Here is a 14,976-nt window from a genome sequence, read left to right as displayed (position 1 = left end):
CAGCCGGAGCCCTGGGTGGTCGCGGCGGCCTTGGTGAGCTGCGCCTTGAAGCCCGCGTAGGAGCCGAAGGACTCGGCGATGGCGTCCGCGAGGTCCCCGACACCGTCCGCGGCCAGCGGCTCGCCGCCGCCGTCACCGGTCATGTTGTGCCAGTAGATGGAGTGCAGGATGTGGCCGGAGAGGTGGAAGGCCAGGTTCTTCTCCAGGCCGTTGATGGAGCCCCAGGTCTCCTTGTCCCGCGCCTCGGCGAGCTGCTCCAGCGTGTCGTTCGCGCCCTTCACATACGCCGCGTGGTGCTTGTCGTGATGCAGTTCGATGATCTCGGGGCTGATCACCGGGGCGAGCGCGGAGTAGTCGTAGGGGAGTTCCGGGAGCGTGTATAGGGCCATGTCCAGCATCCTCCGACTTAATTGCCACTGATGTGCAGTTGCACGCTAACAGCAAGAGGGGTGGGCCGCCGATCAGGCGTTGGTCCTAGGACCACGGTCGCGTGGGGCCGTGGTCCTGTCCGGGAACGGGGCCTCAGCCGTCCTCCCCGCCCTCCAGCTCCCCCTCCGTCTCCAGGTACACCCGCCGCAGTGCCTCCAGCACCGCCGGGTCCGGCTTCTCCCACATGCCGCGGGACTCGGCCTCCAGCAGGCGTTCGGCGATGCCGTGCAGGGCCCAGGGGTTGGCCTGCTGGAGGAACTCGCGGTTGGCGGGGTCGAGGACATAGGTCTCGGTGAGCTTGTCGTACATCCAGTCGGCCAGGACGCCGGTGGTGGCGTCGTAGCCGAAGAGGTAGTCGACCGTCGCGGCGAGTTCGAAGGCGCCCTTGTAGCCGTGGCGGCGCATCGCCTCGATCCACTTGGGGTTGACGACCCGGGCGCGGAAGACGCGGGAGGTCTCCTCCACGAGGGTGCGGGTGCGGATGGTCTCGGGGCGGGTGGAGTCGCCGATGTACGCCTCGGGGGCGGTGCCGCGCAGGGCGCGGACGGTGGCGACCATGCCGCCGTGGTACTGGAAGTAGTCGTCCGAGTCGGCGATGTCGTGCTCGCGGGTGTCGGTGTTCTTGGCGGCGACCTCGATGCGGCGGTAGGCGGTCTCCATCTCGTCGCGCGCCGGGCGGCCGTCCAGGTCGCGGCCGTAGGCGTAGCCGCCCCAGAGGGTGTAGACCTCGGCGAGGTCGGCGTCGGAGCGCCAGTCGCGGGAGTCGATGAGCTGGAGGAGCCCGGCGCCGTAGGTGCCGGGGCGGGAGCCGAAGATGCGGGTGGTGGCCCGGCGTTCGTCGCCATGGGCGGCGAGGTCGGCCTGGACATGGGCGCGGACATGGTTGGCGTCGGCGGGTTCGTCCAGGGACGCGGCGAGCCGTACGGCGTCGTCCAGCAGGGCGACGGTGTGCGGGAACGCGTCGCGGAAGAAGCCCGAGATGCGCAGGGTGACATCGATGCGGGGGCGGCCGAGTTCGGCGGCCGGGATGGGTTCCAGGCCGGTGACGCGGCGGGACGCCTCGTCCCAGAGGGGGCGGATGCCGAGCAGGGCGAGGGCCTCGGCGACATCGTCGCCCGCGGTGCGCATCGCGCTGGTGCCCCACAGGGACAGACCGACGGAGGTGGGCCAGTCGCCCTGGTCGGTGCGGTAGCGCTCCAGGAGGGAGTCGGCGAGGGCCTGCCCGGTCTCCCAGGCGAGGCGGGAGGGGATGGCCTTGGGGTCGACGGAGTAGAAGTTGCGGCCGGTCGGCAGGACGTTGACCAGGCCGCGCAGCGGGGAGCCGGAGGGGCCCGCGGGGACGAAGCCGCCGTTCAGGGCGTGGACGGTGTGGTCGAGTTCGGCGGTGGTGGCGGCCAGGCGCGGGACGACCTCGCGGGCGGCGAAGTCCAGGACGGCGGCGACCTGCTCGCCGTGTTCGGCGGGGACGGCGGCCGGGTCCCAGCCGACGTCGTCCATGGCCTGGACGAGGGCGCGGGCGCGGGCCTCGGCGTCGTCGGCGGTGGTGCGGGTGGCGGCGGACTCGTCCAGGCCGAGGGCCTCGCGCAGTCCGGGCAGGGCGGTGGCGCCGCCCCAGATCTGCCGGGCGCGCAGGATGGCGAGGACGAGGTCGACGCGGGCGGTGCCGGTGGGCGGGGCTCCGAGGATGTGCAGACCGTCGCGGATCTGGGCGTCCTTGACCTCGCAGAGCCAGCCGTCGACATGGAGGAGGAAGTCGTCGAAGCCGTCGTCGTCGGGGCGGTCGTCGAGACCGAGGTCGTGGTCGAGGCGGGCGGCCTGGATGAGGGTCCAGATCTGGGCGCGGATCGCGGGGAGCTTCGCCGGGTCCATGGCGGAGATCTGCGCGTACTCGTCCAGGAGCTGTTCCAGGCGGGCGATGTCGCCGTAGGACTCGGCGCGGGCCATGGGCGGGACGAGATGGTCGACCAGGGTGGCGTGGACGCGGCGCTTGGCCTGGGTGCCCTCGCCGGGGTCGTTGACGAGGAACGGGTAGACGAGCGGGAGGTCGCCGAGGGCGGCGTCGGGCCCGCAGGCGGCGGACAGGCCCGCGTTCTTGCCGGGCAGCCACTCCAGGTTGCCGTGCTTGCCGAGGTGGACCATCGCGTCCGCGCCGAAGCCGCCGTCGGCGACGGGGGCGGCGATCCAGCGGTAGGCGGCGAGGTAGTGGTGGGAGGGCGGCAGATCGGGGTCGTGGTAGAGGGCGATGGGGTTCTCGCCGAAGCCGCGCGGCGGCTGGATGAGGATCAGGAGATTGCCGTAGCGCAGCGCCGCGAGGACGATGTCGCCGTCCCCGCCCCGGCTGCGGTCCACGAACAGCTCGCCCGGCGGCGGGCCCCAGTGCTCCTCGACCGCGTCCCGCAACTCCTGCGGCAGGGTGGCGTACCAGCGGCGGTAGTCGGCGGCGGGCACCCGCACCGGGTTGCGGGCGAGCTGCTCCTCGGTGAGCCAGTCCTGGTCGTGGCCGCCCGCGTCGATCAGCGCGCGGATCAGCTCGTCGCCGTCGCCCGAGGCGAGACCCGGGACGGGCGTATCACCGAAGTCGTAGCCCTCCTCCCGCAGCCGTCGCAGCAGGGCGACGGCGCTGGCGGGGGTGTCCAGGCCGACCGCGTTGCCGATCCGGGAGTGCTTGGTCGGGTAGGCGGACAGCACCAGGGCGAGGCGCTTGGCTCCGGCCGGGATGTGGCGCAGCCGGGCGTGGCGTACGGCGATCCCGGCGACGCGGGCGGCCCGCTCGGGGTCGGCGACATAGGCGGGCAGGCCGTCGGCGTCGATCTCCTTGAAGGAGAACGGCACGGTGATCAGCCGCCCGTCGAACTCGGGTACGGCGATCTGGCTGGCGGCGTCGAGCGGGGAGACGCCCTCGTCGTTGCCGGCCCAGGCCGCGCGCGAGCCGGTCAGGCACAGCGCCTGGAGGATCGGTACGTCCAGGGCGGTGAGCGCGCCGGCGTCCCAGGACTCGTCGTCGCCGCCCGCGGACGCCTCGGCGGGCCGGGTGCCGCCCGCCGCGAGGACCGTCGTCACGATCGCGTCGGCCGCCCGCAGTTCCTCGATCAGCTCTGCTTCGGGGGCGCGCAGGGACGCCACGTACAGGGGCAGGGGGCGGCCCCCGGCGTCCTCGACGGCCGTGCAGAGGGCGTCCACGAAGGCGGTGTTGCCGCTCATGTGGTGGGCTCGGTAGTAGAGGACGGCGACGGTCGGGGCGTCGGCCGCGGGCACCCGGGCGGCGCGTTCCAGGGGACCCCAGGAGGGGGCGGATGCCGGGGCCTCGAAACCGTGGCCGGTGAGGAGCACCGTGTCGGACAGGAAGCGCGCGAGCTGCTCCAGATTGGCGGGGCCGCCGTGCGCCAGATAGGCGTGCGCCTCGGCGGCGATCCCCACGGGCACCGTGGAGGCGGCCATGAGTTGCGCGTCCGGGGCCTGTTCCCCGGTGAGGACGACGACCGGACGGCCGTCCGCGAGCAGGGTCGCCAGCCCGTCCTCCCAGGCCCGCAACCCGCCCAGCAGCCGTACGACGACCAGTTCGGCGTCGTCGAGAAGCGCGGGCAGATCGTCCAGCGGGAGCCGGGAGGGGTTGGCGAAGCGGTACGGGACCGGGCCGGTCGCCGCGCGGGCGCTGAGCAGGTCGGTGTCGGACGTCGACAGCAGAAGGATCATGCGGCGTCGGCCTTCCTCGGGGTGTCCGCGCCCCGGGCGGTGTCGGACGGCGGGAGTTCCTGACTCGCCCGGCCAAGTGGCCGGACTCACAGTGGCGGGACCGCGCCGGAGTCGCACCGGGCTTCCTCCCCTGGTCGCCGTCATGGCGATGGTGTGGATCTGATGATCCACCGAGGAGCATAGTAAGCAGCCCAGTAAGGGGCGGGAAGCGCGGGCGGGCGATACCGCCGGAATGACGATAGGTATGCTCGCCGCCATGTCCACGGCTACCTCCCGCCCATCTCCCCAGGCCACAGCGGCGCGGGAGCGCGGCGACGCCTGTCCGGGGGCCCTGCGGCTGCACCCGGCGGACGACGGGGCGCTCGCCCGGGTACGGATTCCCGGGGGTGTGCTCACCCTCCCGCAGGCCGAGGCCCTCGCCGACGCGGCCCGGCGACTGGGCGACGGGGATCTCCATCTGACCTCGCGCGGCAATGTGCAGCTGCGCGGACTGGCCGAGGGGTGCGGGGCGGAACTGGCCGCGCTGCTGGACGCGGCCGGACTGCTGCCGTCGTCCGCGCACGAGCGGGTGCGCAATGTCGTCGCCTCCCCGCTGTCCGGCCTCGACGGGCGCGGGTGCGGTGAGGTGCGGCCCTGGCTCACCGCCCTGGACGGGGAGTTGTGCGCGAGCGGGCCCGCCCGGGAGCTGTCGGGACGGTTCCTGTTCGCGCTGGACGACGGGCGCGGGGATGTGGCCGGGCTGGGCGCGGATGTAACGCTGCGGGCGGCGGCGGACGGGGGCGCGGTGCTGTGGGCGGGGCCGCTGGACGAGGAACGGTATGTCGCTGAACGGGTGTGGGTGGCCTGGCAGGACGCGCCGAGGGCGGCACGGGTGGCTGCGGAGGCGTTCGTGGGGGTTGGCCGGGGTGGGGGCGGGGTTGGTGGGGACGGGGTTGGTGGATTCAGTGGGGACGGCGGCGGGTTCAGTAGGGCCGGGGGCGGCGGGGGCGGGGGCGGCCGGGACGCCGGCGGCGGGTTCGGGCCGGACGGGGGCGGGTCCCGCCGGGACGGCCGCGGCGCTCCGGTGTGGCGGGTGGCCGAGCTGGGGGACGCGCGTGGTGCGCTGAACCGGGCGATACGGGCCCGGCTCGCGGACGCCGGGATCGGCTTCCGGGCCGCCCACGGGGAGCCCGTCGCCACGCCGGACAGCGCGGGGCCGCCGCCCGGAATCGCCGGGTCCGCCCTGTCCGTCCATGTCCCGCTGGGCCGGATCACGCCCTCGCAGTGGCGGGCGCTCATCGGTACGGCGGGGGCCGGGGAGCTGCGGCTGACACCGTGGCGCGGGGTGATCGTCCCCACGGCGGAGACGGCGTGGTCGGACAGAGCGACGCGCACGGGGACGGAACGGGGCGCCGACTTCGCAGTCGCGTCGGCCCGGCTCTCCGCCACCGGCCTGGTCACCGCGCCCGGTTCGCCCTGGTCCCGGGTCGGCGCCTGTGTCGGACGGCCCGGCTGCGCCAGGTCCCGGGCCGATGTCCGGGCGGACGCGGAACGGGCCCTCGCCGGGGCGGCCCACGCCCCGCTGCCGGTGTACTGGTCGGGCTGCGAACGCCGCTGCGGACATCCGGCGGGCGACCACATCGACGTGGTGGCGACCGCCCCGGACGGCCACGGCCGGGGCGACGGCCAGAGCTATGACGTGTCCGTGGTCACCGGCGGCCACCGGGCGCCGCCCGTCCGGGCGACCGGCCCCACCGACCTCACCACCGCCCTCACGGCCCTCGCCCACTGAGCGCCGTACGACCATCGAGAGCAGCGAGAACACCATCGTGAGCACGCACGACCACGGCCATCCGCCCGCCTACGCGTACGAGAAGGACGGCGCGGCCATCTACCGCCAGTCCTTCGCCACCATCCGCGCGGAGGCCGATCTGACGGGACTGCCCGCCGACGTCGCCCAGGTCGCCGTCCGCATGATCCACGCCTGCGGGATGGTCAATCTGGTGGCGGATCTGGCGTACTCGCCGGAGGTGGTGGCCCGTGGCCGCGCGGCGCTGCGGGCCGGTGCGCCCATCCTCTGCGATGTGCGGATGGTGGCGAGCGGGGTGACCCGCAAGCGGCTGCCCGTGGACAACGAGGTGCTGTGCACGCTCTCCGACCCGGCCGTCCCCGCACTGGCCGCCCGGCTCGGCACCACCCGCAGCGCCGCCGCGCTGGAGCTGTGGCGGGACCGGCTGGACGGCGCGGTCGTCGCCGTCGGCAACGCCCCCACCGCTCTCTTCCGGCTGCTGGAGATGATCGACGAGGGGGCGCCCCGCCCGGCGGCGGTGATCGGTGTCCCGGTCGGTTTCATCGGTGCCGCCGAGTCCAAGGACGCGCTCGCGGCCCACCCGTCCGGCCTGGACCACCTGGTCGTGCGCGGCCGTCGCGGGGGCAGCGCGCTCGCCGCCGCCGCGCTCAACGCGATGGCGAGCGAGGAAGAATGAGCGGCGGGACGAACGACACGGGGCGGCTGTACGGCGTCGGGCTGGGGCCCGGTGATCCGTCGCTGATGACCCTGCGGGCGGTCGAGGTGATCGCGCAGGCGGATGTGGTCGCGTACCACAGCGCACGGCACGGGCGCTCCATCGCCCGCTCCATCGCGGCGGGTCATCTGCGCCCCGACCAGATCGAGGAACCTCTGATCTACCCGGTCACCACGGAGACCACCGACCACCCCGGCGGCTACCGGGGCGCGATGGAGGACTTCTACGCCGAGGCGTCGGCCCGGCTCGCCGCGCATCTGGACGCGGGGCGGACGGTCGCGGTGCTCGCGGAGGGCGATCCGCTGTTCTACGGGTCGTACATGCACATGCACAAGCGGCTGGCCGACCGGTACCCGACGGAGGTGATCCCCGGGGTGACCTCCGTGTCCGCCGCGGCGGCCCGGCTGGGGACCCCGCTCGCGGAGGGCGAGGAGGTGCTGACCGTGCTGCCGGGCACGCTCCCGGAGGAGGAGCTGACCGCCCGGCTGGCGGCGACGGACACGGCCGTGGTGATGAAACTGGGCCGCACCTTCCCCAAGGTGCGGAGGGCGCTGGAGGCTTCGGGACGGCTGGCGGAGAGCCGGTACGTGGAGCGGGCCACGATGAGCGGGGAACGGCTGGGAACGCTCGCGGAGGTGGACGCGGACTCCGTGCCGTACTTCTCGGTGGCGGTGCTGCCCAGCCGGGTGGGGGGCGGGGTGGCCGACGGTCGGGGGCAGGTCGGTGAGCCGGGGCAGGTCGGTGGGCCGGGGCAGTCCGACGGCCCGGGGCAGTCCGGTGGGGCGGGCGGAGCCGGGGTGTCAGGCGGAGCCGGGGTGTCGGGCAGAGCCGGGGTGTCGGGCGGAGCCCGTGGGGCCGGTGCCTTCGGCGCGCCGGGCGCTGAGTCGCCGGGCCGGGGGGACAGCGCGCCGCGTGCGGAAGCATCCCGTGTCGCCGGGCAGGTCGTGGTCGTCGGGACCGGGCCCGCCGGGCCCCTGTGGCTGACCCCGGAGAGCCGGGGTGCCCTCGCCGGTGCCGATGATCTGGTCGGCTACACCACCTACCTGGACCGGGTGCCGGTACGGCCCGGTCAGCGGCGGCACGGCTCGGACAACCGGGTCGAGGCGGAACGCGCGGAGTTCGCGCTCGAACTGGCCCTGCGGGGACGCCGGGTGGCCGTCGTCTCCGGCGGCGACCCCGGTGTCTTCGCGATGGCCACCGCCGTACTGGAGGCGGCCTCGCGGGAGGAGTACGCGCGGGTCCCGGTGCGGGTGCTGCCCGGGGTGACCGCCGCCAACGCCGCCGCCGCCCGCGCGGGCGCCCCCCTCGGCCACGACTACGCCACGATCTCCCTCTCCGACCGCCTCAAACCGTGGGACGTCATCGCCGGACGCCTGCGGGCGGCGGCCTCGGCGGATCTGGTGCTGGCGCTCTACAACCCCGGTTCGCGCAGCCGCGTCTGGCAGGTCGGCAAGGCCCGGGACCTGCTCCTGGAACACCGGGACCCCGGCACCCCGGTCGTCGTCGCCCGCGATGTCGGCGGCGCCGGGGAACGGGTACGGATCGTCCGGCTGGCGGACCTGGATCCGGCCGAGGTCGACATGCGGACGATCCTGCTGATCGGGTCGTCGCAGACCCGGGTCGTCCGGCGGGGGGACGGCGACGAGGTGGTGTGGACCCCGCGCCGCTATCCGGAGACATGAGGAGCACCGGGAGCACCGGACACGCCGGGCGGCTGTCCGGCGTACGCCTGCCTCACCCAGTCCACCGCCCGGCCCACCTCGGTCACGACCCGCGTCCCCTCGGGTACCGGCGGTCGGCGGACCACGACCACCGGGAGCCCGGCCTCGCGGGCGGCCGTGAGTTTGGGGGCGGTGGCCGCGCCTCCGCTGTCCTTGGTGACGACGACATCGATCCCGTACCGGCGCAGCAGTTCGCGTTCGCCGTCGAGGGTGAAGGGGCCGCGGTCCAGGAGGGTGTGCATACGGGCCGGGTGGGGCGGCTCGGGCGGGTCGACGGAGCGGACCAGGAACCACAGCGGGTCCGGTGCGTCCGCGAACGCGGCGAGGCCCATCCGGCCGGTGGTGAGGAACACCCTGCGGCCCAGGGCGGGCAGCAGTCCGGCCGCCTCCGCCAGGGAACCCGCCTCGTGCCAGTCGTCGCCCTCGACCGGCCGCCAGCCGGGGCGGCGCAGCGCGAGCAGGGGGATCCGGGTGCGGGCGGCGGCGCGGGCCGCGTTGTGGCTGATCGTGCCGGCGAAGGGGTGGGTGGCGTCGACGAGGGCCGAGACGGCGTGCTCGCGCAGCCAGACGGCCAGTCCGTCGGCGCCGCCGAACCCGCCGACGCGCAGGGCGCCGGGCGGGGTGCGGGGCGCGGCGACCCGTCCGGCCAGGGAGTTCGTCACCCGCAGCGCGGGCAGCGGTACGGCCGCCAGCGCTTCGGCGAGGAGCCGGGCCTCCGTGGTGCCGCCGAGGATGAGGACGTGCACGGCTGATGTGTTCCCTTCATAGGCGTCCCCGGCGCGGTGAGCGATGAGCGGCGAGGCCGGGGGCGGTCGCCACGCCCAACTCAAGCACACCGGTCTGCGGCCCGGCTGGACCACCGGTGCCTGTGCGACCGCCGCCACCACCGCCGCGTACACCGCGCTGCTCACCGGCCGCTTTCCCGACCCGGTGACGATCACGCTGCCCCGGGGGCAGACCCCGGCGTTCGCGCTCGCCGTCGAGGAACTGGCGGACGGGCGGGCGATGGCCGGTGTGGTGAAGGACGCGGGCGACGACCCGGATGTGACCCACGGGGCGCTGATCCGGGCCACGGTACGGCGGTTGCCCGCCGGGGCGGGGGTGGTGTTCCGGGCGGGGCCCGGGGTCGGCACGGTGACCCGGCCCGGCCTGCCGCTGCCGGTCGGCGAACCGGCCGTCAATCCCGTGCCCCGGCGGATGATGCGCGAGCACGTGGCCCTGGTGGCCGAGCGGTACGGGGGTGGCGGGCGCGGGGGCGGGGGCGGCGATGTGGAGATCACCCTCTCCGTCGACCACGGCGAGGAGATCGCCCGCTCCACCTGGAATCCCCGGCTCGGCATCCTCGGCGGACTGTCGGTCCTCGGCACGACCGGCATCGTCGTGCCCTACTCCTGCTCGGCGTGGATCGACTCGATCCGCCGCGGGGTGGACGTGGCCCGCGCGGCAGGCCGTACCCATGTCGCCGGGTGCACGGGGTCGACGTCGGAGCGGACGGTGGCCGAGGAGTACGGGCTGCCGGAGGACGCCCTCTTGGACATGGGGGACTTCGCGGGGGCCGTGCTCAAGTACCTCCGGCGTCATCCGGTGGACCGGCTGACCGTCTGCGGCGGTTTCGCCAAGCTCTCCAAGCTCGCCGCCGGACATCTCGATCTGCACTCCGCCCGCTCCCAGGTGGACAAGGGGTTCCTCGCCGCGCTGGCCCGGCGCGGGGGCGCTGACCCGGCCCTCGCCGCGCGCGTGGCGGACGCCAACACCGGGCTGGCCGCGCTCCAGCTCTGCCGGGCGGCCGGGGTGCCGCTCGGCGATCTGGTCGCGGTGAGGGCCCGTGACGAGGCCCTGGCGGTACTGCGCGGGGCACCGGTCGCGGTGGACGTCCTCTGCATCGACCGAGCGGGGGTGGTGGTGGGGCGGAGTGGGGTGGCTTGAGCGGGGGGGGCGGGGGCGGGGTGCGTGGGTCAACGGCGGGCGGGGCGGGGCATCGACCGACGGGCCCGGTCAGCGACGGGCCCGGTCACTGGTCGGCCTTGGTCATCAGCGGCCGGTCACCAGCGGGCCCGCAGCTCACCCCCGCCCACCGCCCACCGCCCACCACCCGGCACCCGGCACCCAGCACCCAGCACCCAGCACCCAGCACCCAGCACCCAGCACCCAGCACCTGTGCGGAGCACCCATCACCCCCTCAGCACAAACCCCTCTCCCGCTCCGGCGAGTACAGATGACTGTCCGCGAACTGCTCCGCCCCCAGCGTCCGGCCGACCATGATCACGGCGGTGCGCAGGATCCCTGCCTCCGTCATCCGCCCGGCGATCTCGGCGAGCGTGCCCCGGATGATCACTTCGTCGGGGCGGGAGGCGTAGGCGACGACCGCGGCCGGGCACTCGGCGCCGTAGTGGGGCAGCAGTTCGTCCACGACCCGGTCCACATAACGGGCCGCCAGATGCAGCACGATCAGCGCGCCGGCGCGGCCCAGGGTGGCCAGGTCCTCGCCCTCCGGCATGGGGGTGGCGCGCTGGGCGACGCGGGTGAGGATGACGCTCTGGCCGACGGTCGGGACGGTCAGCTCGCGCTTGAGGGCCGCCGCCGCGGCGGCGAACGCCGGGACACCGGGGACGACCTCGTACGGCACACCGGCCGTGTCCAGGCGGCGCATCTGCTCGGCCACCGCGCTGAACACGGACGGGTCGCCGGAGTGCAGCCGGGCCACGTCGTGACCCTCGCCGTGGGCGCGGAGGAGTTCGGCGGTGATCTCGTCCAGGGTGAGCCGGGCGGTGTCGATGAGCCGGGCGTCCGGGGGGCATTCCGCGAGGAGTTCGCGCGGTACCAGGCTGCCCGCGTAGAGACAGACCCGGCAGGCGGCCAGGGTCCGGGCGCCGCGCACCGTGATCAGATCGGCGGCGCCGGGGCCCGCGCCGATGAAGTACACGGTCATCCGTCTGCTCCTGGGGTGAGGGGATCGGGGGTCCGGGCGGGGGACGTGCCCGGGGCGTCGGCTGTCTTCCGGGCCGCCCACTGGGTGACCGGCATCGCCTGCCGCCACCCGGTGAAGCCGCCGACGGGCACGGCGTACGCCATCGCGAGCCGTACCAGGTCGCCGCCGAGGCGGCGGCGGGCGTCGGCGAGTACCGTCTCCGACTCCAGCGTCACGGTGTTGGCGACCAGCCGTCCGCCCACCGGCAGCGCCGCCCAGCAGGCGTCCAGCAGTCCGGGGGCGGTGAGCCCGCCGCCGATGAACACCGCGTCCGGCGACGGCAGTGCCGCCAGGGCGCCGGGCGCGTCCCCGGTCACCACCTCCAGGCCCGGGACGCCCAGCCGCCAGGCGTTGCGGCCGATCCGCGCGGCCCGCACCGGATCGCGTTCGACGCTCACCGCCCGGCAGGACGGGTGGGCGCGCATCCACTCGACGGCGATGGAGCCGGAGCCGCCCCCGATGTCCCACAGGACCTCGCCAGGGGCGGGGGCGAGGACGGCGAGGGTCGCGGCGCGGACATGCCGCTTGGTGAGCTGGCCGTCGTGTTCGTAGGCGTCGTCGGGCAGGCCGGGCACGGCGCCGAGCCGCAGCGCGTCCGGGTCCCGCAGGCAGTGCACGGCGACGATGTTGAGGGGATCGCCCGGTGGGTGCGCCCACCGCTGGGCGGGGGTCTCGGCGCCCATCCGCTCGCCGGGCCCGCCGAGTTGCTCCAGGACCCGCATGCGGCTCGGCCCGAAGCCGCTCTCCCGCAGCAGGGCGGCGACCGTGCCGGGGGTGGTGGCGTCCGCGCTGAGGACGAGGATCCGCCGCCCGTCGTGCAGCGCCGCGGCGAGCCGGGCCGCCGGACGCCCCACCAGGGTGACGACCTCGGTGTCCTCCAGCGGCCAGCCGAGCCGGGCGCAGGCGAACGACACGGACGAGGGGTGCGGCAGCACCCGCACTCCCCCGGCGCCGAGCACCTCGGTGAGGGCGCGCCCGATGCCGAAGAACAGGGGGTCGCCGCTGGCCAGTACGGCGATCCGGCGCCCGGTGTGGGCGGCGAGCAGCCCGGGTACGGCGGGTCGCAGCGGCGAGGGCCAGACGACCCGCTCCCCGGCGCAGCCGGGTGGCAGCAGGTCCAGCTGTCGCGGCCCGCCGATCAGCACCTCCGCGCCGAGCAGGGCGGCGCGGGAGGGCTCCGGCAGGCCGTCCCATCCGTCGGCCCCGATGCCGACGACGGTCACGACCGCGTCCGATGCGGCGGATTCGGCGCGTGGTTCGGACACAGCGGACACCTCGGGCTCGGATGGACAGCGGGGACGGGCAGCGCAGACGGACAGCGGAGACGGGCAGCAGGGACGGACAGCGGGGACGGATGGACGCGGCGGCGTCGCACAACCCGCACTCTACGGGCCCGTGGCCTGCGCATCCTCGCGAGGGTACCCATCCCGCCCGCTCTTATTGCACACTATGCGCAACAACATGGCTTAGGCAGAAAGGGCGGCGATGGCGGCTTCTCCGATCGTGCTCGGTATCGAGTCGTCCTGCGACGAGACAGGCGCGGGCCTGGTCCGCGACGGGACGCTGCTCGCGCACGCGGTCGCGTCGAGCATGGCCGAGCACGCCCGCTACGGAGGGGTCGTCCCGGAGATCGCGTCCCGGGCCCATCTCCACGCCCTGCGCCCGGTCATCGGGCAGGCCCTCGACAAGGCCGGGCTGCGCCTGGCGGACATCGGCGCCGTCGCGGTGACCACCGGTCCGGGCCTGTCCGGCGCCCTCCAGGTCGGTCTCGCCGGTGCGAAGAGTCTGGCGTTCGCGCTCGGGGTCCCGCTGTACGGCGTCCACCATCTGGCCGGTCATGTCGCCGCCGACGCCCTCGCGCACGGCCCGCTGCCCGACCCCTGCGTGGTGCTGATCGTGTCCGGCGGGCACACCTCCCTCCTGCTGGTGCGGGACCTGGTCAGGGACCGGATCGACCATCTCGGCGACACCCTGGACGACGCGGCCGGGGAGTGCTTCGACAAGGTCGCGCGGGTCTTCGGGCTGCCGTACCCCGGCGGTCCGGCCATCGACCGGACAGCGCGCGCGGGGGATCCGCGCGCTGTCCCCTTCCCGCGCCCGCTGCCGCGCGGCTACGACTTCTCCTTCTCGGGGCTGAAGACGGCCGCCGCGCGCTGGGCCGAGGGGCATGCGGGCGCGGGCCGGGAACTGCCGGTCGCCGACGGCGCCGCCGCGCTCCAGGAGGCGGTGGCCGACGTCCTGACCCGCAAGGCGGTGGCCGCCTGCCGGGAGCACGGGGTGGGGACGCTGGTGGTGGTCGGCGGGGTCGCCGCGAACTCGCGGGTGCGGTCGCTGGCCGAGGAGCGGTGCGCGGCGGCGGGGGTCGAACTCCGGGTGCCGCCGCTGAGCCTGTGCACGGACAACGGGGCGATGATCGCCGCCGTCGGTGATCTGCTGGTGCGCTCCGGCGCCGAACCGGCACCACTGGACGTGTCGATCGACCCGTCCGCGCCCCTGGAGCATGCGGCCCTGCATCCGACCGCGCGGGCGGTGGCCGCGTGAGGGAGGTACAGGTACAGGTCTTCGCCGGGGACGACGCCCTGCTCGCCCACACCGCCGCCCTGCGCTCGGTCTACGCGGCGGCGTTCTGCGCGCCGCCCTGGGACGAGGACGAGGAGAAGGCGACGGAGTTCGCCGACCGGCTCCCCGCCGATGCACGCCGTCCCGGATTCGCCGCCGCGCTCGCCTTCCGCGCCGGGGAGTTGCTCGGTTTCGCGATCGGCTGGACCACCCCCGACCCCTTCCCCGCCGACCGCTGCTATCCCCAGGCCGCCGCCGGGCTCGGCCCCGAGCGCGCCACCGACTGGCTGGTCGGCGCCCTGGAGATCGACGAACTCGCCCTCCGCCCCACCGCCCAGGGCACCGGAACGGCGGAGGCCCTGCTACGGGCCGTCAGCGCGACCGCCCCCGGGGGCCGTTGCTGGCTGCTGACCTCCGCCCAGGCGCCGCGCGCGATGTCCTTCTACCGGCGCCGGGGCTGGACCCAGGCCACCCACCCCTCCCCCGACGGCAAGGGCATCGTCGTCTTCCTGGGCCCCGATCACCCGTCGCGTGGCCTGGCGGCGCGGGACTTGTGAGCGACCGCCCCGGGCCGTCCCGTTCCTCCGCCCTGAGGCCAGCCGTAGGCCGTCGCCTTTCCCCCGCCCGGGGCTCTTGCCCTCGCTCCCCAAGGCCCCTTCCTCCGTTCGGGGGAACGGCTGGCCGCCTGCGCGTACCCCTCTCCCCGTAAGGAGAGCAATAGCCTCATGCCTATTACCGCTCATATCGACACGGTCCACCCGGTCACCACGCTCATCAATGTCTTCACGGTCACCCCGGACCGGCAGGCCGAGCTGATCGCCCTCCTCGCCGAGGCCACCGAGGAGACCATGAAGCATCAGCCCGGCTTCGTCTGCGCCAACTTCCACGCCTCCCAGGACGGCGAACGCGTCATCAACTACGCCCAGTGGGAGAGCGAGGAGCACTACCGCGCGATGCTCACCAACCCCGAGGCCCGCGTCCATATGGACCAGGCCGCGACCATCGCGACGGATGTCCAGCCCCGGCTGTTCCGGGTGGTGTCCTCGCACCGGCCCTGACCCGCTCCGCCCGCGCCAGGACGAAGGCCTCCCGGCGCCGGGAG

The 14,976-nt window shown here is 74.9% G+C and carries 12 protein-coding genes and 1 riboswitch; of the genes, 7 read left to right on the top strand and 5 right to left on the bottom strand.

Going from position 1 to position 14,976, the window contains the following annotated elements; genetic code table 11:
* Both ABZX40_RS32025 and cobN read right to left on the bottom strand, forming a co-directional pair.
* Positions 1–389: superoxide dismutase (locus tag ABZX40_RS32025; RefSeq protein WP_355733385.1), on the bottom strand; the 389-nt coding region annotated here is incomplete at its 3' end.
* Between the two features lie 133 nt (positions 390–522).
* Positions 523–4,122 carry a cobaltochelatase subunit CobN gene (gene cobN / locus ABZX40_RS32020; RefSeq protein ID WP_355733388.1) on the bottom strand — a complete coding sequence of 1,200 codons (3,600 nt, stop codon included), beginning with the start codon at positions 4,120–4,122 and terminating at the stop codon, positions 523–525.
* A 32-nt stretch (positions 4,123–4,154) separates the two neighbouring features.
* Positions 4,155–4,310, bottom strand: a riboswitch (cobalamin riboswitch).
* 68 nt (positions 4,311–4,378) lie between these two features.
* Between cobN and ABZX40_RS32015 the strand changes: the two genes are divergently transcribed.
* Genes ABZX40_RS32015 through ABZX40_RS32005 form a run of 3 tightly spaced genes read left to right on the top strand, consistent with a single transcriptional unit; the run spans position 4,379 to position 8,308 of the window.
* The gene (locus ABZX40_RS32015) at positions 4,379–5,893 is read left to right on the top strand and encodes a cobalamin biosynthesis protein CobG (protein WP_355733391.1); all 1,515 of its coding nucleotides are present in this window, start codon (positions 4,379–4,381) and stop codon (positions 5,891–5,893) included.
* A 37-nt stretch (positions 5,894–5,930) separates the two neighbouring features.
* Positions 5,931–6,587, top strand: a complete 657-nt coding sequence (locus tag ABZX40_RS32010) for a precorrin-8X methylmutase (RefSeq protein WP_355733394.1) — start codon at positions 5,931–5,933, stop codon at positions 6,585–6,587.
* Entirely contained in the window at positions 6,584–8,308 is a 1,725-nt protein-coding gene (locus tag ABZX40_RS32005; RefSeq protein WP_355733396.1) for a precorrin-2 C(20)-methyltransferase, read from the top strand. Before ABZX40_RS32010 ends, ABZX40_RS32005 begins: the two co-directional genes overlap by 4 nt.
* On the opposite strand, the gene ABZX40_RS32000 is transcribed toward ABZX40_RS32005, so the two are convergent.
* Positions 8,293–9,093: a cobalt-precorrin-6A reductase gene (locus ABZX40_RS32000; RefSeq protein ID WP_355733399.1), complete on the bottom strand. Its 801-nt coding sequence runs from the start codon at positions 9,091–9,093 to the stop codon at positions 8,293–8,295. The two genes, ABZX40_RS32005 and ABZX40_RS32000, sit on opposite strands and share 16 nt — an antisense overlap.
* Positions 9,094–9,136: 43 nt before the next feature.
* On the opposite strand from ABZX40_RS32000, the gene ABZX40_RS31995 reads away from it, so the two are divergent.
* Positions 9,137–10,273, top strand: a complete 1,137-nt coding sequence (locus tag ABZX40_RS31995; RefSeq protein ID WP_355733401.1) for a cobalt-precorrin-5B (C(1))-methyltransferase — start codon at positions 9,137–9,139, stop codon at positions 10,271–10,273.
* Between the two features lie 253 nt (positions 10,274–10,526).
* Here ABZX40_RS31995 and cobM read toward each other — a convergent pair whose 3' ends face one another.
* Positions 10,527–11,276 (bottom strand): precorrin-4 C(11)-methyltransferase, encoded by a 750-nt coding sequence (cobM, locus tag ABZX40_RS31990; RefSeq protein WP_355733404.1) that lies wholly within the window; start codon positions 11,274–11,276, stop codon positions 10,527–10,529.
* Positions 11,273–12,538, bottom strand: coding sequence for a precorrin-6y C5,15-methyltransferase (decarboxylating) subunit CbiE (cbiE, locus tag ABZX40_RS31985; protein WP_355733909.1), 1,266 nt, complete (start codon positions 12,536–12,538; stop codon positions 11,273–11,275). Before cbiE ends, cobM begins: the two co-directional genes overlap by 4 nt.
* A gap of 262 nt (positions 12,539–12,800) precedes the next feature.
* Here cbiE and tsaD point away from each other — a divergent pair, with 262 nt between their 5' ends.
* From tsaD to ABZX40_RS31970, 3 genes are all read left to right on the top strand, one after another.
* Entirely contained in the window at positions 12,801–13,856 is a 1,056-nt protein-coding gene (gene tsaD, locus ABZX40_RS31980) for a tRNA (adenosine(37)-N6)-threonylcarbamoyltransferase complex transferase subunit TsaD (RefSeq protein ID WP_355733407.1), read from the top strand.
* Positions 13,853–14,431, top strand: a complete 579-nt coding sequence (locus ABZX40_RS31975) for a GNAT family N-acetyltransferase (RefSeq protein ID WP_355733410.1) — start codon at positions 13,853–13,855, stop codon at positions 14,429–14,431. Before tsaD ends, ABZX40_RS31975 begins: the two co-directional genes overlap by 4 nt.
* Positions 14,432–14,599: 168 nt before the next feature.
* Entirely contained in the window at positions 14,600–14,932 is a 333-nt protein-coding gene (locus tag ABZX40_RS31970; RefSeq protein WP_355733413.1) for an antibiotic biosynthesis monooxygenase family protein, read from the top strand.
* The last annotated feature ends 44 nt before the right edge of the window (positions 14,933–14,976 follow it).

The sequence above is a fragment of the Streptomyces sp. NPDC004610 genome, from assembly GCF_040609715.1.
Classification (GTDB): domain Bacteria; phylum Actinomycetota; class Actinomycetes; order Streptomycetales; family Streptomycetaceae; genus Streptomyces.
Note: the sequence above shows the minus strand (reverse complement) of the source record. Positions and strands in the feature narration are given on the sequence as shown.